A 21,912-nucleotide genomic window follows, 5' to 3' on the forward strand; every position below is an offset into this window, starting at 1 on the left:
TCCCTAGTATTCCGATAGGAAATCTTACTCGGCGCCTGCCGGGCAACCCCCCCTTCCAACGGCACCCCGGCCAGTGGTCTTCCCGGGCCCGCTTCCTTTGCCGAACCGTTACATCCATCGCACTCCATTACGGTCCATTACGCTCCATTGCGGCCCACCGCGCTCCCTTACGCTCGTGGCGTGCCCGAGGGGTTTGTGACGCGGGGGACGACGGGCCCCAACCGGCTGCGGCGGATGGACCGCTGGATCGTCGCCACGCACGGCGCCGGGCCACTCACCGTCGACCTCGGGTACGGCGCCGCGCCCTGGACCGCCGTCGAGCTGCTGGCGCGGCTGCGGCGGGTGCGCTCCGACGCGCGGGTCGTCGGCGTCGAGATCGACCCGGCGCGCGTGGCCGCCGCCCGTGCCTGCGAACGCCCCGGCCTCACCTTCCTGCGCGGCGGCTTCGAGCTGCCGCTGCCCGACGGCGAACGCCCCACCCTGATACGCGCCGCCAACGTGTTGCGCCAGTACGAGGAGAACGCCGTCCCCGACGCCTGGGCGCGGCTGACGGCGCGGCTGGCGCCGGACGGGCTGCTCATCGACGGCACCTGCGACGAGCTGGGCCGCCGCCACGCCTGGATCGCGCTCGGCCCCGACGGCCCGCGCACCCTCACCCTCGCCGCGCACCTGGCCACCCTCACCACCCCGGCCGCGCTGGCCGAACGCCTGCCCAAGGCGTTGATCCACCGCAACGTCCCCGGCGAGCCCGTCCACCGCTTCCTCCGCGACCTCGACCACGCCTGGGCGAGCGCCGCGCCCTACGCCCCCTTCGGCGCGCGGCAGCGCTGGACCGAGGCGGCCCGGGCCCTGGCCGCCGCCGGCTGGCCCCTCACCGGCGGCCCCCGCCGCTGGCGGGAGGGCGAGATCACGGTTCGCTGGGAGGCGGTGGCGCCACGGCGTTGACGCCGGTCTCCCCCGACCCGGCCGACCCGGCCGACCCGATCGCCCGCAGCGCCTCGTCCAGCAGAGGGCCGTCGGCGGGGTGGGTCAGGATCGCGCGGGCGTCCGGCGGCGGCAGCCACAGCAGGCGGTCGACCTCGCCGTTGGGCTGGAAGCAGCCGCCGGTGGCCTCGGCCACCCAGTAGTGGACGGCCTTGGGGCGGCCCTTGGCGACGTAGCGGGTCGTGCTGAGCGGCGCGCCGAGGACGCAGGTCATGCCGGTCTCCTCCAGCACTTCGCGCAGCGCGGCCTCGCGCGGCGTCTCGCCGTCGTCCAGCTTCCCCTTGGGGTGCGACCAGTCGTCGTACTTGGGCCGGTGTATCAATCCGACCTCCACGCCGCCGTCCGCGCCGCGGCGCCACAGGACGCAGCCCGCCGCCTCCACCAGGTCGTGGGGGTCCCCGGAGTCAGGGTCAGCTTCCGTTGTTGACACGGCGGCGTTTCCGTTCCTCGATCAGGGTCTCCTGGAGGTTGGCCAGCGGGCGCCCCTCGGCGTCCTCCGCGTGGCGGGTCCAGCCGCCGTCCGAGCCGAGGTGCCACGAGGAGGTGGCGTCCGAGGTGCCCGTGGTCAGCAGCCGGACCAGCGAGGCGCAGTGGACCGGGTCGGCGACGCGGACCAGGACCTCGATGCGGCGGTCGAGGTTGCGGTGCATGAGGTCGGCGCTGCCCAGCCACACCTCGGCCTGCTCGCCGTTCGCGGCGGCGCCGCCCCCGCTGAAGGCGTAGACCCGGGAGTGTTCCAGGAAGCGGCCGAGGATGGAGCGCACCCGGATGTTCTCCGACAGGCCGGGAACGCCGGGCCGCAGCGCGCAGATGCCGCGCACCCACACGTCGACCGGCACGCCCGCCTGCGAGGCGCGGTAGAGGGCGTCGATCACGTCCTCGTCCACGATCGAGTTGACCTTGATCCGCACCCACGCGAGGCGGCCGGCCCGGTGGTGGTCGATCTCGCGGTGGATGCGTTCGACCAGGCCGTCGCGGAGCGTGCGCGGGGCGACCAGCAGGCGCTTGTAGTTGTCGTGCAGCGAGTAGCCGGAGAGGCGGTTGAAGACGTCGCCGAGGTCGGCGCCCACCTCCGGGTCGGCGGTCAGCAACCCCACGTCCTCGTACAGCCGCGCCGTCTTCGGGTGGTAGTTGCCGGTGCCGACGTGGGCGTAACGCGCCAGCCTGTCGCCCTCCTGCCGCACGACGAGGGAGAGCTTGCAGTGCGTCTTCAGCCCGATCAGGCCGTAGACGACGTGAACGCCGGCCTCCTCCAGCTTCCTGGCCCACTTGATGTTGGCGTGCTCGTCGAAGCGGGCCTTGATCTCCACCAGGACGAGGACCTGCTTGCCGGACTGGGCCGCCTCGATGAGCGCGGTCACGATCGGGGAGTCGCCGGAGGTGCGGTAGAGCGTCTGCTTGATCGCCAGCACGTCCGGATCCTCGGCGGCCTGCTCCACGAAACGCTGCACGGAGGTGGAGAAGGAGTCGTACGGGTGGTGCAGCAGCACGTCGTGCTTGCGCAGCGCGGCGAAGATGTCGGGCGGGGAGGCGGACTCCACCTCGGCGAGGTCGCGGTGCGTGCCCGCCACGAACTTCGGGTACTTCAGCTGCTGCCGGTCCAGCTCGGCGATGTCGCCCAGGCCGGTGAGGTCGAGCGGGCCGGGCAGGGAGATGACCTCGCTGCGGCTGATCTTCAGCTCGCGCACGAGCCGGTCGAGGATCTCCGGGTCGATCGACTCCTCCACCTCCAGCCGCACGGGCGGCCCGAAGCGGCGGCGCAGCAGCTCCGTCTCCAGCGCCTGGAGCAGGTTCTCGGCGTCGTCCTCCTCGACCTCCAGGTCCTCGTTGCGGGTGACGCGGAAGACGTGGTGGGCGATGACCTCCATGCCGGGGAAGAGCTCCCCCAGGTGGGCGGCGATCAGATCCTCGACCGGGACGAACCGCTGCGGGGACACCTCGAGGAAACGGTCCAGCAGGGGCTGCGGCGGCACCTTGACGCGGGCGAAGTGGATGTGGCCGCTGACGGGGTTGCGGACCTCGACGGCGAGGTTCAGGGACAGGCCCGATATGTAGGGGAAGGGGTGGCCCGGGTCGACGGCGAGCGGGGTGAGGATGGGGAAGATCCGCCGCCGGAAGAGCGTGACGAGGCTGGTCCGCTCCTCGTCGGTCAGCTCGGGCCACCGCACGAGGTGGATGTTCTCGGCGGCGAGCAGCGGGGCGACGGTCTTCTGGTAGCACGTGGCGTGCCGGCTCATCAGCTCCCGGGTGCGGGCCCAGATGGCCTCCAGCACGTCGCGCGGCCGCTCGCCGGTGACGGAGCGGGTGGCCACGCCGGTGGCGATGCGCCGCTTCAGGCCCGCGACGCGGACCATGAAGAACTCGTCCAGGTTGCTGGCGAAGATGCTGAGGAAGTTCGCGCGTTCGAGGAGCGGGATGGTCGGGTCCTCGGCCAGCTCCAGCACGCGCTCGTTGAACGCCAGCCAGCTGCGCTCCCGGTCCAGGAACCGCCCGTCGGGCAGCGGCGCGGTGAAGGCGTCCGGCGCGGCGACGACGGGGGTGGCGACCCCACCGGGCGGCGGCGCCACGGCCGCAGCCTCCGGCGGCCGCGCGGGGGCGCTGACGGCTCCAGGTGCGGCGCGCGCGCGGCCTTCGGGCGCCGGCGAAGCGGACGAGGCGGACGAGGCAGCGGTGGCCGCCGGGTCGCCGCGCTCCGCACCCTGCGCCTTCGCCGAGACCGGCGCGGGCGCCGGGGCCGGGGCCGGGGCGGCGTTCCCTGCGCCTGGCGCTGGAGTCGGAGTCGCTGGGGCTGGGCGTCCCGGCACGGGCGCGGGTGCGCGCGTGGGGGAATCCGTCTGCGCTCGCCGGGGGGTCATACCCCCATTCTCACGCGCTCGGGGCAAACGCGGCATGTCATGGAGGTTGCCCCCTCCCGTCCAGCCTGCGCGGTAGCGGTCGGACCACTTCTTCGCCGTGGTCGGTGAGACCCGGAAGTGGCGGGCGGCTCGCCGCAGGGACCAGCCGTCCTCGACGACCCTGCGGGCCAGCAGAAGGCGGTCGGCTTCGTTCATACGGACGAGCGTATGGCGCTAGGTCTCCGTCCGGTACATGAGATCGGTCTCGTACGTCCGGAACCCCAGCCCCTCGTACAGCCGCACCGCCGCCGGATTGTCGGCGTCCACGTACAGCATCGCCGTCGGCAGCGACCGGTCGCGATGCAGGTAGCGCAGGCCGACCATGGTCAGGGCCCTGCCCAGGCCCGTGCCCTGCGAGCCGGGGACCACGCCGAGGACGTACACCTCCCCCAGCCCCTCCGCCGTGTGGACCTTCGTCCAGTGGAAGCCGACCATCCGCTCCCCCGCGAACGCCAGGAAGAAGCCCGCCGGGTCGAACCAGGCCTGCGCCTTCCGGGCGTCAAGGTCACGTTGGGTCAGCGACCCCTGTTCGGGGTGGTGGGCGAACGCCTCCGCGTTTACGGCCAGCCACGCAGCGTCATCCCGCCCCGGGATGAAGCTGCGGACCGTCACCCCCGGCGGCAGCCGCACGTCGTCCAGAGGCAGCCCGCCCAGCGGGCGCCGCAGCTGCCGCAGTTCGCGGAAGAGCGTCAGCCCCAGCGCCTGCGCGAGGTGCCGCGCCGCCGGGTGCCCGCCGTGCGCCCAGACCCGCAGCCGGTGCCCGGACTCCGCCAGCAGCGCCTCGCCGACGGCGCGCCCGTGGCGCCGCCCCCGGTGGTCGGGGTGAACGACCAGCTCCGCCGAGGGCGCCTCCACCGGATCCGTGCCGTCCAGCTGCCCGTACGCCACCAGCTCGCCGCGCTGCCGCAGCAGCAGATGCTTGACTCCGGCTCTGGGCCCGCCGCGCAACAGCAGCCGCCCCTGCTCGGAGACGGCGCTCTGGCCGTCGACCCTGGCGGCCGCGGCCATGAGCTCCTGGGCATCGCGCACGTCAGCCGCCGTTACCTCGTCCCGCACCACGACGTCGCTCATGGTCCCGACTTTATGCGTCCGCGCGCCGCTTCGGGACAACGCGCGAGAACGAGGGCGAACGCCTGCGCCCTTCCCCGCCGTTCCGGCTTCTCTCGTGTTTCATCCGCTTGTTACATCAAGCCTCCTGACACGCTACGCGCGTAGCCAATAAAGTGCCGCGCATGCACCGACGCGTATACAGACTTTCCGCGGCATCCCTGGCCCTCGCGGCGGCCGGGGCGTTGGCCGTTGGCCTGTCCGCCGCCCAGGCGGCGGACGAGGAGAAGAGCGGCGGGCACGGGGGGCACGGGCGCACCGTCGACCTCCAGGTGCTGGCCATCAACGACCTCCACGGCGCGCTCGAACCACCCACCGGCTCGGGCGGGCAACTCGTCCACGAGCACGAGGACGGCACCACCGAGACCATCACCGCGGGCGGCGTGGAGTACCTGGCCACGGGGCTGCGCGAGGCGCGGGAGGGCGAGCGGCGCTCGGTGACCGTGGCCGCCGGCGACATGGTGGGCGCCACCCCGCTGATGTCGGGCCTGTTCCACGACGAGCCCACCATCGAGGCGCTCAACGGCCTGGGCATGGACATCGCGGGCGTGGGCAACCACGAGTTCGACGAGGGCTGGGAGGAGCTGACCCGCCTTCAGGAGGGCGGCTGCCACCCGGAGGACGGCTGCTACGCGGAGGGGCGGGAGTTCGAAGGCTCCGACTTCCCCTACCTCGCGGCGAACGTCGTCTTCGAGGACACCGGCGAGCCGATCCTTGACCCCTACGCCATCCAGAGCTTCCCCGGCGGCGTGAAGGTGGGCTTCATCGGCGTCACCCTGGAGGGCACGGCCGACATCGTGACCCAGGAGGGCATCGAGGGGCTTGAGTTCCTCGACGAGGTCGAGACGATCGACCGCTACACGGCGGAGCTCGAGGCGCAGGGCGTCAACGCCGTGGTCGCGCTGGTCCACGAGGGCGGCTTCCCCGAGTCGACGGCGTACAACAACGACTGCGACGCCGCCGGTCCCGGCTCGGGCCTGTCGGGCCCGATCGTCGACATCGCCGAGCGGACGAGCGCCGGCGTGGACGCGCTGATCACCGGCCACACCCACCAGCCGTACGTCTGCACCATCCCCGACCCGGCGGGCAACGAGCGGCTGGTCACCTCCGCCGCCTCCAACGGGCGGCTCTTCACCGAGCTGGACATGGAGTACGACCGCCGCGGCGACGACATCGTGCGGGCCTCGGTCGACGGCACCAACGTCGTCGTCGACCGGGAGCAGCAGAAGGCCCCGGACATGACCGACCTGCTCGCCTTCTGGCGTGAGCTGGCGGCCCCGGTGGCCAACCGGGCCATCGGCTACATCGCCGAGGACATCCCGGGTCCCGGCTCCGGGACGCCGGAGTCGCCGCTGGGCGACCTCATCGCCGACGCGCAGCTCGCGCACGCGCGCACCCTCGATCCGGAGACGGACCTGGCGCTGATGAACCCCGGCGGCATCCGGGCCGACCTGACGCACGCCGCCTCCGGCGAGGAGGGCGAGGGCGTCGTGACGTACGGGGAGGGCTTCACCGTCCAGCCGTTCTCCAACACCGTCAACCTGCTGGACCTCACCGGCGAGCAGCTGCTGGCCGTGCTGCGGGAGCAGGTCAGCGGGGCCAACGAGGCCGCGCCGAAGGTCCTCCAGCCCTCCGAGGGCCTGAGCTACACACTCGACATGACGCGCTCGGGCGCGGAGCGGGTCGTGGCGGACTCGGTGACGGTCGGCGGCGAGCCGCTGGACCCGGCGGCCACCTACCGCGTCGCCGTCAACTCCTTCCTGGCGGGCGGCGGCGACGGCTTCGCGACCCTGGCGGAGGGCACCAACCCGGTGGTCGGCGGCGACGACATGGCGGCGCTGGAGGCGTACCTGGGCGAGGTGTCGTCGGAGGCCTCGCCGATCTCGGCCCCGGCGGCGGACCGGATCACGGTCGTGGAGTAGCAAGCGCACCCCGGGGCGGCCCCGGGCCGCCCCGGGGGGTGCTACGCCGCCGCGTCAGCCGCCGGCCGGCACCGCGATCGCCGTCGCCAGGATGCCGCCGCGGGCGAGCCAGCGGCCGGTGAACCCCTCGATGCGAACGCCGTCGACCTCCGGGCCGGGGACCAGCAGCCGCGCCGTGAAGCCGCCGGCGAGGTCGAACGCGATCTCGGCCTCCTCGAAGTCCAGCCACTTCCGGGTGAGCGGGAACCACGCCTTGTAGACGCTCTCCTTGGCGCTGAACAGCAGCCGCTCCCAGCTCACCTCGGGCCGCGACGCCGCCAGCTCGCGCAGCGCGGGGCGCTCGGCGGGCAGCGAGACGGCGTCGAGGATGCCCCGGTCCGGCAGCGGCTCGTTCGGCTCGGCGTCGATGCCGACGACCGCCAGCTCCTCCCGGCGGGCCACGGCCGCCGCCCGGTAGCCGTCGCAGTGGGTCATGCTGCCGGTGAAGCCCTCGGGCCAGCCGGGCGCGCCGCGCTCCCCCGGCAGCAGCGGCGCGCGCGGGCCGCCGAGCCGGGCCAGCGCCGTCCGCGCCAGGCCGCGCACCGTGCCGAACTCGCGGCGGCGCTTGTCGACCGCCCGCGCCACGTGGCGTTCCTCCTCGGGGAACAGCTCGGGCGGCGTCTCGGGGTCGCCGAAGCAGTCCTCCGCCGCCACCTCGGGCGGCAACAGCTCCTTGATCACTTGGCCACCACCCCCGGCGGCGGGACCTGCACCAGGCGCCCGGGCGTCGTCGCGCGCGGCTGCCACTCCCTGGGGTAGCCCAGCGACACCTCCTGGTGCGGGATGCCCTCGTGCCAGATGAGGCGCGGGATGTGGAGGTGGCCGTAGACCACGGCGGCGGCGTTGAAGCGGCTCGCCCAGTCGGCCGTCGCCTCGGTGCCGCACCACAGCGCGAACTCCGGGTAGCGCAGGATGCGGGTGGGCTCGCGCACCAGCGGGAAGTGGTTGACGAGGATCGTCGGAACGCCCTCGGGCAGCTCGGCGGCCAGGCGCGCCTCGGTCAGCTCCAGCCGGGCGCGGCACCACGCCTCGCGGCTCGGGTACGGGTCGGGGTGCAGCAGGTACTCGTCGGTCCCGACCACGCCGGCCGCCTCGGCCACGGCCAGGGCCTGGCGCTGGGTGGTGGTCCCGGCGGGGCGGAAGGTGTAGTCGTACAGCACGAAGAGCGGCACGATCACGACGGGGCCGCCCTCGCCCTCCCACACCGGGAAGGGGTCCTCGGGCGTGACGATGCCCAGGCGGCGGCAGAGCTCCACCAGGTGCCGGTAGCGCCGCTCGCCGCGCAGCGTCACCGGGTCGTCCGGTGGGGTCCACAGCTCGTGGTTGCCCGGCACCCACACCACCTTGGCGAAACGCTCGGCGAGCAGGGTGAGCGCCCATTCGATGTCGGCCGCGACCTCGCCGACGTCACCCGCGACCAGCAGCCAGTCGTCATCGGAGGCGGGGCGCAGCCTCCGGACGATCTCGCGGTTCTCGTCGTACCGCACATGCAGATCGCTGATAGCAACCAGTTTCCCCACCGGTACGCAACTCCCCTCCGCCGTTTGCCCCTTCAAACTACCTCAGGCCCCTAAGGCCGAAAACTTCGAGTCGTGTTGAGGTTCTGGCTAGTCTGAGGGGCATGGCCATGCACCCCACCGCCACGACGACCACGACCACGACCGCGACCACGACCGCCAGGCCCCTCGCCAGGGAACTCACCATCGGCCAGCTCGCGCGGCGCAGCGGCGTCGCCACCTCCGCGCTGCGCTTCTACGAGGAGCAGGGCCTGATCAGCAGCCGCCGCACCCCGGGCAACCAACGCCGCTACCGGCGGGACATGCTGCGCCGGGTGGCGTTCATCCGCGTCTCGCAGAACGTGGGCATGCCGCTGACCGCCATCCGCGCGGCGCTGGACCGGCTGCCGGAGGGCCGCACGCCGAACCGGGAGGACTGGGCGGTGGTGTCGGCGTCGTGGCGGGCGGACCTGGACGCGCGGATCCGCCAGCTCGTGCGGCTGCGGGACGACCTGACGGACTGCATCGGCTGCGGCTGCCTGTCGCTGGAGAGCTGCCTGCTGGCCAACCCCGACGACGTGTGCGGCCGGGACGGGGCCTGCGGCCCGCGGCGCCTGATGGTGATGCCCGGGGAGCCCGGCGGGATGTCGGACGGCCCCGCGTGCGAGGACGCGTGTCAGCCCGCCCCGGACGCGCCGGACTCCCCGGACTCCTCGGCCGCTTCGGCCGAGATGGCCAGGCCGTGAGGGGCGGTGAAGAACGGCCGCAGCCGGTTGCCCGCGCGCAGCACCGCCGGGAACTTGTCGGTCTTGGTGCGGTCGATGCAGTCGCCGCCGATGCGCCCCACCGGAACGATTCCGCAGCCGGTCGTGAGGATCAGCTTCAGGTCCCAGATGTTCCGGCCGCAGTCGGGGTCGCGCTCCGCCAGCAGCGCGTCGTAGGGCACGGCGAACTCCGCCCGCATCGGCTCGCCCTGCCCGCCCGACGGCAGCACCCGCAGCGGCACGTCCACGTCCACGCCGCCGCGTGACCGGGCGATGGCCACCGCCCTCGCCTCCGGCCCGGGGCGGCGGGCGGCCGGGCCCAGCAGCGCGACCGTGACCGTTGCGGCCTCCTCCCCCATCAGGATCTGCTCCACCTCGGCGTGGGCCCGCCGCAGCCAGGTCCGCAGGCTCAGGTCGCCCTCGCTCGTGGTGTACGGCAGCCAGCATGCGACGCCGTGCTCGTCGACGGTCGGCGGCAGCGTCACCAGCGCGGCGGCGTCGATGGCCTCGGCCGCCAGGCGGCGGCGGTGGCCCTCGTCGCGCGGCTCCACGTAGCAGTCCCAGCGGCCCTCGGGCAGCACCCGCGCCGAGCGCTCCAGCGTGACCTTCAGGTGCGCCCCGTCCAGCTCGCGGCGGATCGGGATGCGGATGCGCTGGCGCCCGCCGGGGGCCTCGCGCTGCTGGGCGACGAAGTCGAGGAGCCCGGAGGCGGCGGGCAGGGTGGCGGTGTCCAGCAGCACGGTGAGCGAGCCGTTCTCCGACACCACGCAGCGGGCGCGGGTGCGCGGCCGGGCGGCCTGCCCGTTCTCCTCCGCCGCCGGGCGCGGCTGCGTGGCGCGGGGCGTGCGTACGCCGGCCGAGGCGGCGCGGGCCAGCGCGCCGCGCAGCCACCGGCCGCGGTGGCCGGGCAGGCGCAGCAGCTCGCGGGCGAGGGTGACGTAGCGGTGGGCGACCCCGGCCGGGTTGTGGTCGGCGGCGGTGGTGAGGGCCGCGGCGGCCATGGCGCGGCGTTCGGCGGGGTTGTCGATCAGCCGCAGCAGGGCGTGGGCGAAGGTGTCGCTGCCGCCCTCGTGCGGGACGAGCAGGCCGTCGTGGCCGTGGGTGATGACCTCGGCGGGTCCGCAGGCGCAGTCGGTGGCGACCACGGGCAGGCCGCAGCGCATCGCCTCGACCGCCGTCAGGGCCGCCGACTCGCCGGCCGCCGAGGAGGCGGTGACGGCGGCGATGGCGCCCTTGATCCACTCGGTCTCCATCTTCTCGGCCGGGGGCAGCGGGCCCATCAGCCGGACCCGGTTGTACAGGCCGAGGCCGAGTCCGTGGATGCGCCGCTGGAGGCTGTCGCCCAGGCTGCCGCCGCCGTAGATCCGCAGCGTCCAGCCGGGGCGTTGCGGCGCGATCTTGGCGAACGCGTCGATCAGCCGGTCGTAGCCGCGGTCGGGGACGAGCGGGCCGGCCGCGATGATCACGCGGGAGGCGCCGGAGGCGGGGGCGAGGCCCAGGGCCGGGACGCAGCCGGGGATGGACACCACGCGGGTCGCGGAGCCCTCGGGCAGGGCGGCGCGGTAGCGGGCGGCGTCGGCCTCGGAGAAGGTGACGAAGGCGTCGAGGCCGGGGAGGGCGGCGAGCTGGCGGAAGCGGAGCTTCTCGTCGTGGGCGGCGAAGCCGCGCAGCTCCTGCCCGATGCGCACGAAACGCGCGAAGCGGGGCTGGTCGGCGTCGGCGAGGTGCGCGACCAGCTCGGGGTGGGTGGCGACGACCACGTCGGCGCCGGTGCGGCGCAGGTAGGCGTCGAGCCGGCGGCGGGGGCCGTCCAGCGGCACGACGCCCACGCGGGAACGCGGGCCGACGGCCGCCAGCCACGGGCCGGCGTCGGCGCGGCAGACGAGTTCGACGCGGTGATCCGCGGCCAGGGCCAGAGCCAGGTCGGCCGTGGCACGGGCGGCCCGTCCGGCGCCGCCCATCTCGTGAACCAGGAAGACGATCTTCACCTTGGCTACCTCAGGCTCGCCCGTTGTCGCGGCAATACAGGCCACGGTGTGGCTGCGCGAGCAGCGGAGTCAAGGGCCATCCGGCCCTATCCCCCGATCCTTAGCGCGTTCCATACGCCGTGAGTGACCCCGCTCACGCACCCCTCCGCTCCGCGGCGTGGGCAGGGGCTACGGCTCCTCCGGGGGCGGGGCGGGCGCGCCCGGGAGGGTGAGGACGGCCTCCGTGCCGGGGCGCCCGTCGGGCGCCGGGCGCAGCGCGATCTCGCCGCCGCACGCGGCGACCGTCCGCGCCACGATGGACAGCCCGAGCCCCGACCCCGGCAGGCCCCTCGCCGTGGGCGAGCGCCAGAACCGCTCGAAGACGTGCGGCAGGTCCTCCGCCGGAATCCCGGGCCCGTGGTCGCGCACGCGCAGCACCCCGTCCCGCAGCACGACCCGCACGCCCTCCGGCGCCGACCCCCCGAACTTCACGGCATTGTCCAGCAGGTTCACCACCGCCCGCTCCAGGGCCGCCGGCTCCGCCCGCACGTACCAGTCGTCCAGCTCCGCGTCGATCGGCAGCCCGGGCGCCCGCAGCCGCGCCCGCCGCAGCGCCCGCCGCGTGACCTCGTGCAGGCCGACGATCTCCAGCCGCGCGCTCGCCGTGGCCGGCCGGGACAGCTCCTGAAGGTCCCCGGTCAACGCCGCCAGCTCGCCGAGTTGCTCGGTGACCGAGGCCAGCAGCTGCCGCCGCTCCTCCTCCGGCAGCGGCCGGCCGGTCTCCTCGCTCCGCGCCAGCAGCTCGATGTTGGCGCGCAGCGAGGTCAGCGGCGTACGCAGCTCGTGCCCGGCGTCCGCGATGAGCTGCTGCTGAAGCTCCCGCGAGGAGGCGAGCGCGGCGGTCATGGCGTTGAAGGAGCGCGACAGGCGGGCGATCTCGTCGTCGCCCTCGCCGCCCTCGCCGCCCTCGCCACGCTCCGGCACCGGCAGCCGCACGCTCAGGTCCTCCGTGCGCGCGATGTGCTCGGCCGCCTCCGTCAGCCGGTCCACCGGCCGCAGCCCGGCCCGCGCCAGCACGACGCCGACCCCGGCGGCGCCGACCGCGCCCGCGGCGGCGACCAGGGCCAGGACGGCGGCGAGCGAGCGCAGCGGGTCGTTGACCTCGTCCAGCGGGCGGGCCACCGTCACCGCGATGTCGGTGCCGGGCACGTGCCGGGTCAGCACCCGGTAGGTCTCGCCGTCGGTGCCGGAGGCGTTGTGCAGCGTCTCGGTCTGCGGCGTCCCCGCGACCGCGACGTCGGCGTTCGACACGTCCAGCAGGACGTTGCCGACGAGGACGCAGCTGTCGCCGCCGGCGGAGACGACCTGGAGGATGGTGGAGGGGAGCGGCAGGGCGGGCCCGTCCTGCTCCTGCGTGGGCTCGTCCCGGCAGTACCCGGCGTTGTACCACTCCACCACGCCCCTGTCGTTGGGACGCTCTTCGCGCAGCTCGTCGTCCAGCGAGCGCATGAGCTGGCCGCGCACGAGGAACCACGCCGCCGTCGCGCAGACCGCGACCGCCAGCGCCACCGCGAGGGCCGTCAGCAGCGCCAGCCGCGAGCGCAGCGGCAGCGCGCCGAACCGGCGCCTCATGGCGGGGGCTGCCGGGGCTCGCGCAGCGTGTAGCCGACGCCGCGCACGGTCTGCACCAGCCGGGGCTCGCCGCCCGCCTCCGTCTTGCGGCGCAGGTACATGACGTAGACGTCGAGGGAGTTGGAGGCGGGCTCGTAGTCGAAGCCCCACACGGTGTGCAGGATCTGCTCGCGGGTGAGGACCTGCCGGGGGTGGGCCATCAGCAGCTCCAGGAGCGTGAACTCGGTCCTGGTCAGCTCCACGGGCCGCTCGCCCCGGGTCACCTCGCGCGTGGCGGGGTTCAGGCGCAGGTCGGCGAAGGTCAGCACCGGCTCCACCTGCGAGGGTTCCCCGGCGTCGGCGCCGTAGGAGGAGCGGCGCAGCAGGGCGCGCAGGCGGGCCAGCAGCTCGTCCAGCTCGAAGGGCTTGACGAGGTAGTCGTCGGCGCCGGCGTCGAGGCCGCTGACGCGGTCACCGACGGTGTCGCGTGCCGTCAGCATCAGGATGGGCACCTTCTCCCCGGCGGCGCGCAGCCGCCGGGCCGTGGTGAGCCCGTCCATGCGGGGCATCAGCACGTCCAGCACGATCACGTCCGGGACGGACACCTCCAGCTTGGCCAGGGCGTCAAGGCCGTCCACGGCCGTGTCGGCGGCGTATCCCTCGAAGGTGAGGCTGCGCTGGAGGGCCTCCCGCACGGCGGGCTCGTCGTCCACGATGAGCACCCGCGAACCGTCACTCATGGGTTCAGTCTCGCATCACGTTCTGTCAGGAGGATTGGGCTTCGAGGTCGCTCAGCACGCTCTTGACGGTGTTGACGGGGATCGCGAAGCCGAGCCCGGCGCTGCCGGAGTCCTGCGAGGCGCTGTACATGGCGGAGTTGATGCCGATGATCTCGCCCTTCATGTTGACCAGGGCGCCGCCGGAGTTGCCGGGGTTGAGGGAGGCGTCGGTCTGGATCGCCTCGTAGGTGGTGGTGTCGCCGCCGAGCTGCCCGTTGTACTGGCCGCCGCCGAACTCGAACGGCCACTGGCCGTAGCCCTGCTGGCCCTCGCCGGTGCTGACCTTCACCTCGCGGTTGAGGGCGGAGACGATGCCGCTGGTGACGGTGCCGCTCAGGCCCTCGGGCGAGCCGATGGCCACGACCTCGTCGCCCACGGCCACGTCGTCGGAGTTGCCGAGGGTGGCCGGGGTCAGGCCGCTGACGTCCTGGGCCTGGACCAGCGCCAGGTCGGTGCCGGGGTCGGTGCCGGTGACGGTCGCGGTGGCGGTGCTGCCGTCGCTGAACTTCACCTCGACGGCGGTGGCGCCGGCGATGACGTGGTTGTTGGTGAGGATCTCGCCGTCTGCGCCGAGGATCACGCCGGAGCCGGTGGAGGTGCCGCCGGGGACCTGGGCGGCGATCTCCACGACGCTGGGGCTGACGGCCGCGGCGACGGAGGCGACGGTGCCGCCCGTGGTGTTGGAGACGGCGGTCCCGGAGACGCTGCTGCTGGCGCTGGTGCCGCCGCTGCCGGAGGTCGTCTCCCCGACGAGCGCGGCGGTCCCGCCTCCGGCGGCCGCGGCGACGATCGCCACGGCGGCGAAGAGCGCGATCGGCTTCCGCACCCGGCGGTGGCCGGCGGCGGGAGCGTACGCCGGGGGCGGGGGGTAGGCGCCGCCGAAGCCGGTGTAGCTGGTGTGGTCGTGGTTCTGGGGCTGGTTTGGCTGGGGCTGGTTTCCCTGGTGTTCGCTCATGCGGCCGACTGTCCGCCGCGAAGATGAGAGAACTCTGAGCCGCACCTCAGAATCGGCTACGGATTCGCGGGGGCTTGAGCCCGGGGGGCGTCACGCGGCCGGCCCGCACCCGCAGGAGCGGCGTACCTTCAGCGTCACCGGGAACTGCCGCACGCGGTCGACGGGGGCCGCGCCCGGCTCGCCGATCGCGAGGTCGACCGCCGCGTGGGCCATCGCCTGCCGGTCCGTGGCGACCGTCGTCAGCGGCGGGTCGGTGAGCGCCGCCTCCTTCACGTCGTCGAAGCCGGCGACCGCCAGCTCGCCCGGCACGTCGATGCGCAGCTCGCGCGCCGCCCGCAGCACGCCGATGGCCTGGTCGTCGGTGGCGCAGACCAGCGCCGGCGGCCGGTCGGGGCCGGAGAGCAGGTCGAGCGCGACGTGGTAGGCGTCGTACCGGTTGTAGGCGCACTGGAAGAGGCGCCCCTCGGTGCCGATGCCCGCCTCGTCCATGGCCTGGCGCCAGCCGGAGACGTGGTCGGTGACCGGGTCGCCCTTCTCGGGCGTCGTCTCCATGCCGCCCAGGCACGCCACGTAGGGGTACCCGTGGCCCAGCATGTGCTCGGTGACCTGCCGCGCGCCGCCCACGTCGTCGGTGACGACCGCGACGTCGTCCACGGCCTCCGGCCGCCGGTGCAGCAGCACCACGCGCGCGTCCCAGGCGTCGATCTCGGCCGCGGCGTTCTCGCTCGGTCCCTGGCTGATCAGCACCAGGCCGGAGACCCGCATGCCGAGGAACGCCCGCAGGTAGTGCACCTCGCGCTCGTCGCGGTAGTCGGAGTTGCCGACGAGCACCATCTTGCCGCGCTCGGCCGCCGCCTGTTCCACGGCGTGGGCCATCTCCGCGAAGAACGCGTGGCGGGCGTCGGGGACGATGAGCCCTATCAGGTCGGTGCGCTGGGAGGCCATGGCCTGGGCGACCCGGTCCGGCCGGTACCCCAGCTCCTTGATCGCGGCGAGCACCCGCTCCCGCGTGCCGGCGGCCACCGGGCGCGGCCCGTTGTTGATGACATAGCTCACGACGGCGGTCGACGTACCCGCCAGCCGCGCCACATCGTCCCGCGTCACCTTGGCCACGGTGCGCAGTCTACGCGCGCAACCACCCTCTGGGATACGGCGACCGGAATGCGGACACCGCATTTCCAGAGGGCGGTCACAAGGTCGAACACCCTCAAACGCCGTCGAACGCCCCGCACGACGGCGTCGAAGGACCGTGAACGCCTCACGCGCGGCGGGCGGCCTCCTTGACGACCTCCTCGGCCTCGCGCGTCACGGCGCGGGCACGCTGGTCCTCGGCGCGCTCCTTCTCCGGCACCACGAAGCGGTAGCCCACATTGCGGACGGTGCCGATCAGCGACTCGTGCTCGGGGCCGAGCTTGGCGCGCAGCCGCCGCACGTGGACGTCCACGGTGCGGGTGCCGCCGAAGTAGTCGTAGCCCCAGACCTCCTGGAGGAGCTGGGCGCGCGTGAAGACCCGGCCCGGGTGCTGCGCGAGGTACTTCAGCAGCTCGAACTCCTTGAAGGTCAGGTCCAGCACGCGGCCCTTGAGCTTGGCGCTGTAGGTGGCCTCGTCCACGGAGAGGTCGCCGTTGCGGATCTCCATCGGGGAGTCGTCGGCCGTCAGCTGCTGGCGGCCGGTGGCCAGCCGCAGCCGGGCCTCGACCTCGGCCGGGCCCGCCGTGTCCAGGACCACGTCGTCCACGCCCCAGTCGGCGGTCACGGCGGCGAGGCCGCCCTCCGTGACGATGAGCATCAGCGGGCAGCCGGGGCCGGTGGAACGCAGCAGCTGGCAGAGCGAGCGGACCTGCGGCAGGTCCTTGCGGCCGTCGACGAGGATGACGTCCGCGTTGGGGGCGTCGACCAGGGCAGGGCCTTCGGCGGGAGCCACACGCACGTTGTGCAGCAGCAGTTCGAGGGCGGGGAGAACTTGCGAGGACGGCTGGAGGGCGTTCGTAAGGAGAAGCAGCGAGCTCATGGCGGGGCGTTCCTTCCTCGGTCCCGGCATAGACGCCTGGGGGACGTCTGGACGATGTGAGCGGCTCTGCCCAGAAAGCACAAAAGGACCCGGGTTGGCACCAGTGCCCGGATCCTTTACGACCCCAGCAGCATAGCCGAAACACTCCGTATTGCGCAGGGGGGTAGGGGATGGCCATTCCATGGCACCCTAGGGAACCGCCTGATCAAGGGTTGATCGGAGCGATCAAAGGTTGTCGTGGGAGTCGTGGGAGGGGCTGGATGGCTACCGGGACCATCCGCTACTGGGCGGCGGCGAAGGCCGCGGCGGGGACGGCTCAGGAGGCGTTCGAGGCCGCGACGCTCGCCGGGGCGCTGGCGGCGGCGCGGGCGCGGCACGCCGACCGGCCCGACTTCGAACGGGTGCTGGCGCGCTGCTCGTTCCTGATCGACGGCAGCCAGGTGGGCGCCCGGCCGCACGAGGCCGTCGGCCTCACGGACGGCGCCACGATCGAGGTGCTGCCGCCGTTCGCGGGGGGCGCCCGGTGAGCACCCGGGAGACGGCACCGGCCGCGGCGGCCCAGCGGGGGCGTTCCGGCGCACGGGCGCGCCACCGGGCGCGTTCGCCGATCGTCGCACCCGGTGTGATATCCGCCATACTGACCGCCGCGCTGGCCGGGCTGCTGGCCGCGACCGCGCCGCTCGGGGAGGCGGGGGTGCTGCCGGCGGTGGTGGCGTTGCAGGCGCTGACGGCGGCCGGGTGGTTCCGGCTGAACGGGATGTGGCCGGCCCGGCAGGGCATCGCGCTGGCGTTCGCGGGCGGCCTGGCGGCGGACGCGGCGCTGCTGCTGGCCTCCGGGGAACGCGCGGGCGAGGCGCTGCTCGGCACGCTCGGCGGGTGGTTCCTGCTGGTGCTGCTGGTCCAGCTGCGCCACCGGGGCTCGGCCGACGAGCGGCTGGACTCGCTGACGGCGACGGCCGCCGCCACGCTGCTGACGGTGGTGGCCGCCGGGCACCTGGCGGCGGTCGCGGTGTCGGAGGCGGCGGTGACGGCGACCGGGCTCGGGGTGGCTGCGGCCGTGCTGGCGCGGTCGGTGCCGGGGCCCGGGGTGGTGTCGGGCGGGCTGGCGCTGCTGGCGGCGACCGGCGCGGGCGCCGGGGCGCAGGCGTGGGTCGCGGACGAGCTGACGGGGGCGTGGGGCGCCGGCCTGGGCGCGGCGGCCGGCTGCTGCGCCCTGATCGGCCTGCGGGTCGCCAGCTACGACTTCCCCTCCCGCTTCGTCCACCTCACGGCCGGCGTGGCCCTCCCCCTCGCCGCCGCGGCCCCGGCGCTGTACCCGCTGGCGCGGGCGCTGACGTAACCCCCCTGGTTCGGTAACGGCACTGCTGCAAGCCAGTCCCCGCGCCCGGCCCCGGCCGGCGGCCGGGTTACGCTCGCGGCACTCCGAACTCCGAATAATCGGACGACCGTTTCATGGGGGATCCAGCTCGATGCGCGCACTGCGGATAAGTCTGATCGTGCTCGGCATAGTCGTCGTGCTCTTCGTCGTCGCCGACCGGGTGGCGCTCTACATCACCCAGGGCGAGGTCGCGTCCCGTGCGCGCGGCAGCCTCGGCCTGAGCGAGGAGCCCGACGTGTCGATCAAGGGCTTCCCCTTCCTCACGCAGGTCGCGGGCCAGAACCTGGACAAGGTGACGCTGGGCCTGGACGAGTACGAGGCGCTGGTGGACGGTGAGACGGTCATGGTCACCGACCTGGACCTGGAGCTGCGCGACACCGAGCTGTCCGGCGGCTACTCCGATGCCGTCGCCAGCGAGGCGTCCGGCAGCGGCGTGATCTCCTACGACGCCCTGACCGACGCCTACGGCGAGCTGCTCGGCTCCGAGAACAACGGCTTCGGCGCGACCTTCGAGTACGCCGACGGCGGGCTGCTGCTGGTGAACCTCCAGGTCAGGGCGATGGGCCAGAGCCTGAACGTCGGCAGCGTGACCTGCGAGATGGTGCTGGAGGGCAACAGCATCACCATGGAGATCGTCGAGGAGAACATCCCCGAGTCGATCCCGGGCGGCGAGGCGATCGTGCGCGAGGAACTGGAGACGGAGCGGACGATCAGCGAGCTGCCCGACGGCCTGTCGCTGTCCTCGGTCGAGCCGACCGCGGAGGGCATCGTCCTCAGCGTCCAGGGCGCCGACGTCAACCTCACCTGATCGTTCATCTCGGCATACGGGCGGACATGTCTCGCCATGCGGAACGGCCATGACATCGGCGCCGCCGCCTCCGTACGATCGCGGCATGATGCGACGGGCCACGGGCATCCCCGCCGGGGGACTGACGAAGCGACGTGTCGTCGATCTGTGCCGCGTCGCCGCCGGGCTCTGTCGCCGCCGCGACGCCGGCTGACGACCGTGCACCCCGTTCCTTCCCGCGGCACCGCGCGCCGCACCCATCGCCGCGCCGCGCGCGCCCGCCCCCGGTACGCCCGACAACCCCCGGTTTTTACCCTGCCAATCCCCGCTCGATCGCTGAAGGAGAAACAGCATGAGCCGCAGTGACGTCCTGGTGGACGCCGACTGGGTCGAAGCCCACCTCGACGACCCCAAGGTGGTGCTGGTGGAGGTGGACGAGGACACCTCCGCGTACGAGAAGAACCACATCAGGAACGCCGTCCGGATCGACTGGAAGAAGGAGCTCCAGGACCCGGTCCGCCGCGACTTCGTCGACCAGGCCGGCTTCGAGGCGCTGCTCTCCGCCAAGGGCATCGCCAACGACGACACCGTGGTCCTCTACGGCGGCAACAACAACTGGTTCGCCGCCTACGCCTACTGGTACTTCAAGCTCTACGGCCACGCCGACGTGCGGCTGCTCGACGGCGGCCGCAAGAAGTGGGAGCTCGACGCCCGCGAGCTGGTCGAGGAGGTGCCCGCGCGCGCCGCCACGGAGTACAAGGCCAAGCCGCAGGACACCGCCATCCGCGCCTTCCGCGACGAGGTCGTCGCCGCCATCGGCGTGAAGAACCTGGTGGACGTGCGCTCCCCCGACGAGTTCAGCGGCAAGCTGCTCGCCCCGGCCCACCTGCCGCAGGAGCAGTCGCAGGTCGCCGGCCACGTGCCGAGCGCCCGCAACATCCCCTGGTCGAAGTCGGCCAACGACGACGGCACCTTCCGCTCGGACGAGGAGCTGACCGAGCTGTACCAGGAGGAGGGCGTGGACCTGGGCAAGGACACCATCGCCTACTGCCGTATCGGGGAGCGCTCGGCCCACACCTGGTTCGTGCTGCACGAGTTGCTGGGCGTGCCCAACGTGAAGAACTACGACGGCTCCTGGACCGAGTACGGCTCCCTCGTGGGCGTGCCGGTCGAGACCGGCCCCGCGAAGTAACGCCCGCCGAGTAACGAAAGAAACAGAGGAACAACGCCATGTGCGGAGCGAAGCCCGGCGGCCCCGACGCCGCCGCCACCAAGCCCGGTGAGACCACCATCGCCGGCTCCGTGACCCGGGACGGCGAGCCCGTGACCGGGTACGTCCGGCTGCTGGACAGCACCGGTGAGTTCACCGCGGAGGTGCCGACCTCCGCCACCGGCCAGTTCCGCTTCTACGCCGCCGAGGGCACCTGGACGCTGCGCGCCCTGGTCCCCGGCGCGACCGCCGACCGCAAGGTCGTCGTCGCCGAGCCCGGCGGCCTGACCGAGGTCACCATCGCCGTCTGAGCGACGGCGTCACGCAGGACGACGCACGAAGGCCGCGCCCCGACCCCTGACTGTCACTGGGAGGAGCGCGGCCTTTGTGTCCCCGTTAACAGCTGTGGGACGTCCCCGTTTGGTACTCCCCGTTGTCCCCGTCTGTGTCCCCCTTGGCTTTCCCCTGTTTCGAGCGCGCGCCTCGCCGCGTCTCGCGGCGTGTTACCCGTTGCGCCTGTCGCGCGCCTCGCGTGGAATGCGTGGGTTGTTCCTGTCTCGGTTGCGTATCTCCTAGTAGACGAGCGCCCGCACACCGTCCGGCATGATCTCGCTCACGAAGACCTGCGCGCCGGCGATGCGCACCCCGTCCATCACATCCTCCTTACCGATTCCCCGGCGAGCGGCGCACTGCGTGCACAGCGTGATCTGGCCGCCGGCGAGAATGCCGTCGATCAGCTCGGGCAGCGGGGCGGCGTGCGGCAGCTGGAACTCCGCCGCCCTGCCCGGGAGCGCGAACCACGCCGACTCCCCGGTCAGCCACAGCGACACCTCCACGCCGCTGGCGGCGGCGACCGCCGCCACCGTGAACGCCTGAGAGCACCGCTCGGGAGCGTCCGCCCCCGCCGTCACCTTGATCACCAGCTTCTCGGCCATGGCGCCACCGTAACCGGAAGGACTACAGGGTCACCGGACCGTGCCGCAGTTGCCGCAGACCCAGTCGCCCTGAGGTCCTTGGAGCATTGTCCCGCCACAGTTCGGACAATTCATGATCACTTCCTCTCCACGCGGTTAGACGCGACGTGCGCCGTCCGCGTTCAGTCCCCGTGATCACAAAACGGTCAACGCCGTAGGTAAGTCGCAGGCCACACGACTCACCCTCAGACAGCCTCCCCCCACGTCGGCGTCTAAACTCGAAGGGACGGGAAATTCCCAGCCATTCCACAGCCTCTTCCTAGGGAGCGCAAAACGTGCTTGAGGCCTTCTTCATCACCCTGATGGTCCTGGTCGGAGCCGGTACGGCGGCCTTCACCGGACTCGTGGTGGCGAAGCTGTACCAGGGGCAGCGCTGATGATCGAGATCCCCTCCGACCTGCACCCGAGCCTCACGCCGCTCGCGTTTCTGCTGGGCACCTGGCAGGGCGCCGGTGTGTGCGACTACCCCGGCCAGGACGCCTGCAACTTCGGGCAGGAGGCCACCTTCGCCCACGACGGCCGCGAGGTCCTCACCTACACCTCCCGCACCTGGGTCCTCGACGCCGACGGCAACCGCACCCGCCCCCTGGAGTCCGAGCACGGCTACTGGCGCATCGACGCCGACCGCCGGATCGAGGCGGCCCTCGTGCGCGATCAGGGCGTCGCCGAGATCTGGTACGGCGAGCTGGCCAAGGGAAAGCCCCAGATCGACCTCGCCACCGACGCCGTCGCCCGCACCCCCGCCGCCCCCGGCTACACCGGCGGCAAGCGCCTGTACGGGTACGTGAACGGCGACCTGATGTGGGTCGGCGAGAAATCGACTCCGGACGTCCCGCTGCGCCCCTACATGTCCGCCCATCTCAAGCGCTCCGTCGATCCCAGGGAGTGGGTGGCGGATGTGAAGGATCTTCCCGACGACGGCATCGCGTTCTTCAAGTAGATCAGCCGCACCACCTCCCCGCCGAGCCGCGCGAGGTCATGGCCGAGCTGCTGATGACCGGCGAGATGCCCATTCCGGGCGTTCTCAGGGAATT

At 73.1% G+C, this 21,912-nt stretch carries 20 protein-coding genes and 2 pseudogenes; 9 read left to right on the forward strand and 13 right to left on the reverse strand.

The features are described from left to right. Nucleotides 1–234: 234 nt before the first annotated feature. Entirely contained in the window at nt 235–945 is a 711-nt protein-coding gene (locus tag ACTWQH_RS12145) for a class I SAM-dependent methyltransferase (protein ID WP_443286555.1), read from the forward strand. Here the strand turns inward: ACTWQH_RS12145 and ACTWQH_RS12150 are convergent. The 4 genes and pseudogenes from ACTWQH_RS12150 to mshD all read right to left on the reverse strand — a co-directional run bounded on the left by ACTWQH_RS12150 (nt 908) and on the right by mshD (nt 4,949). Then, nucleotides 908–1,414: an NUDIX hydrolase gene (locus ACTWQH_RS12150; RefSeq protein ID WP_443286466.1), complete on the reverse strand. Its 507-nt coding sequence runs from the start codon at nt 1,412–1,414 to the stop codon at nt 908–910. The two genes, ACTWQH_RS12145 and ACTWQH_RS12150, sit on opposite strands and share 38 nt — an antisense overlap. Then, a pseudogene (locus ACTWQH_RS12155) lies at nt 1,395–3,485 on the reverse strand (RNA degradosome polyphosphate kinase); the annotation flags it as partial. The gene ACTWQH_RS12150 and the pseudogene ACTWQH_RS12155, both read right to left, overlap by 20 nt. A gap of 417 nt (nt 3,486–3,902) precedes the next feature. After that, nucleotides 3,903–4,034, reverse strand: a pseudogene (locus ACTWQH_RS12160) (helix-turn-helix domain-containing protein); the annotation flags it as partial. Between the two features lie 18 nt (nt 4,035–4,052). Beyond that, nucleotides 4,053–4,949: a mycothiol synthase gene (mshD, locus tag ACTWQH_RS12165; protein WP_443286467.1), complete on the reverse strand. Its 897-nt coding sequence runs from the start codon at nt 4,947–4,949 to the stop codon at nt 4,053–4,055. Nucleotides 4,950–5,110: 161 nt separating this feature from the next. Here mshD and ACTWQH_RS12170 point away from each other — a divergent pair, with 161 nt between their 5' ends. Beyond that, a complete protein-coding gene (locus ACTWQH_RS12170) occupies nt 5,111–6,907 on the forward strand; it encodes a bifunctional metallophosphatase/5'-nucleotidase (protein WP_443286468.1) in 1,797 nt (598 codons plus the stop codon). Between the two features lie 54 nt (nt 6,908–6,961). Here the strand turns inward: ACTWQH_RS12170 and ACTWQH_RS12175 are convergent, their stop codons facing one another. Further along, nucleotides 6,962–7,627 (reverse strand): 4'-phosphopantetheinyl transferase family protein, encoded by a 666-nt coding sequence (locus tag ACTWQH_RS12175; protein ID WP_443286469.1) that lies wholly within the window; start codon nt 7,625–7,627, stop codon nt 6,962–6,964. Then, on the reverse strand, nt 7,624–8,466 hold the full coding sequence (locus ACTWQH_RS12180; RefSeq protein ID WP_443286470.1) for a metallophosphoesterase family protein: 843 nt from the start codon (nt 8,464–8,466) through the stop codon (nt 7,624–7,626). The genes ACTWQH_RS12175 and ACTWQH_RS12180 overlap by 4 nt, the downstream gene beginning before the upstream one ends. Before the next feature lie 107 nt (nt 8,467–8,573). Here ACTWQH_RS12180 and soxR point away from each other — a divergent pair, with 107 nt between their 5' ends. Further along, nucleotides 8,574–9,188 carry a redox-sensitive transcriptional activator SoxR gene (soxR, locus tag ACTWQH_RS12185; RefSeq protein ID WP_443286556.1) on the forward strand — a complete coding sequence of 205 codons (615 nt, stop codon included), beginning with the start codon at nt 8,574–8,576 and terminating at the stop codon, nt 9,186–9,188. On the opposite strand, the gene ACTWQH_RS12190 is transcribed toward soxR, so the two are convergent. The 6 genes from ACTWQH_RS12190 to ACTWQH_RS12215 form a co-directional block, all read right to left on the reverse strand. Then, complete coding sequence (locus ACTWQH_RS12190) at nt 9,119–11,194, reverse strand: glycosyltransferase (protein WP_443286471.1); 2,076 nt, start codon at nt 11,192–11,194, stop codon at nt 9,119–9,121. The genes soxR and ACTWQH_RS12190 overlap by 70 nt on opposite strands. Before the next feature lie 168 nt (nt 11,195–11,362). Continuing rightward, complete coding sequence (locus ACTWQH_RS12195) at nt 11,363–12,805, reverse strand: HAMP domain-containing sensor histidine kinase (protein WP_443286472.1); 1,443 nt, start codon at nt 12,803–12,805, stop codon at nt 11,363–11,365. Then, entirely contained in the window at nt 12,802–13,524 is a 723-nt protein-coding gene (locus tag ACTWQH_RS12200; protein WP_443286473.1) for a response regulator transcription factor, read from the reverse strand. Before ACTWQH_RS12200 ends, ACTWQH_RS12195 begins: the two co-directional genes overlap by 4 nt. 25 nt (nt 13,525–13,549) lie before the next feature. Continuing rightward, nucleotides 13,550–14,518 carry a S1C family serine protease gene (locus ACTWQH_RS12205; RefSeq protein WP_443286474.1) on the reverse strand — a complete coding sequence of 323 codons (969 nt, stop codon included), beginning with the start codon at nt 14,516–14,518 and terminating at the stop codon, nt 13,550–13,552. 90 nt (nt 14,519–14,608) lie between these two features. Further along, nucleotides 14,609–15,631, reverse strand: a complete 1,023-nt coding sequence (locus ACTWQH_RS12210) for a LacI family DNA-binding transcriptional regulator (RefSeq protein ID WP_443286475.1) — start codon at nt 15,629–15,631, stop codon at nt 14,609–14,611. 145 nt (nt 15,632–15,776) lie between these two features. Then, a complete protein-coding gene (locus ACTWQH_RS12215; RefSeq protein WP_443286476.1) occupies nt 15,777–16,529 on the reverse strand; it encodes a winged helix-turn-helix transcriptional regulator in 753 nt (250 codons plus the stop codon). A 260-nt stretch (nt 16,530–16,789) separates the two neighbouring features. Between ACTWQH_RS12215 and ACTWQH_RS12220 the strand changes: the two genes are divergently transcribed. From ACTWQH_RS12220 to ACTWQH_RS12240, 5 genes are all read left to right on the forward strand, one after another. Next, complete coding sequence (locus ACTWQH_RS12220) at nt 16,790–17,056, forward strand: MoaD/ThiS family protein (RefSeq protein ID WP_443286477.1); 267 nt, start codon at nt 16,790–16,792, stop codon at nt 17,054–17,056. Nucleotides 17,057–17,151: 95 nt separating this feature from the next. Next, the gene (locus tag ACTWQH_RS12225; RefSeq protein ID WP_443286478.1) at nt 17,152–17,868 is read left to right on the forward strand and encodes a hypothetical protein; all 717 of its coding nucleotides are present in this window, start codon (nt 17,152–17,154) and stop codon (nt 17,866–17,868) included. A gap of 130 nt (nt 17,869–17,998) precedes the next feature. Then, complete coding sequence (locus ACTWQH_RS12230) at nt 17,999–18,715, forward strand: LmeA family phospholipid-binding protein (protein ID WP_443286479.1); 717 nt, start codon at nt 17,999–18,001, stop codon at nt 18,713–18,715. A 331-nt stretch (nt 18,716–19,046) separates the two neighbouring features. Continuing rightward, complete coding sequence (locus ACTWQH_RS12235) at nt 19,047–19,886, forward strand: sulfurtransferase (protein ID WP_443286480.1); 840 nt, start codon at nt 19,047–19,049, stop codon at nt 19,884–19,886. A gap of 38 nt (nt 19,887–19,924) precedes the next feature. Continuing rightward, entirely contained in the window at nt 19,925–20,215 is a 291-nt protein-coding gene (locus ACTWQH_RS12240; protein WP_443286481.1) for a DUF1416 domain-containing protein, read from the forward strand. Nucleotides 20,216–20,476: 261 nt separating this feature from the next. On the opposite strand, the gene ACTWQH_RS12245 is transcribed toward ACTWQH_RS12240, so the two are convergent. Continuing rightward, nucleotides 20,477–20,839 carry a DsrE family protein gene (locus ACTWQH_RS12245; RefSeq protein WP_443286482.1) on the reverse strand — a complete coding sequence of 121 codons (363 nt, stop codon included), beginning with the start codon at nt 20,837–20,839 and terminating at the stop codon, nt 20,477–20,479. A 415-nt stretch (nt 20,840–21,254) separates the two neighbouring features. Between ACTWQH_RS12245 and ACTWQH_RS12250 the strand changes: the two genes are divergently transcribed. After that, a complete protein-coding gene (locus ACTWQH_RS12250) occupies nt 21,255–21,818 on the forward strand; it encodes an FABP family protein (RefSeq protein WP_443286483.1) in 564 nt (187 codons plus the stop codon). Nucleotides 21,819–21,912 lie beyond the last annotated feature (94 nt).

Source organism: Streptomyces sp. 6N223 (assembly GCF_052246635.1).
Lineage (GTDB): Bacteria > Actinomycetota > Actinomycetes > Streptomycetales > Streptomycetaceae > Streptomyces.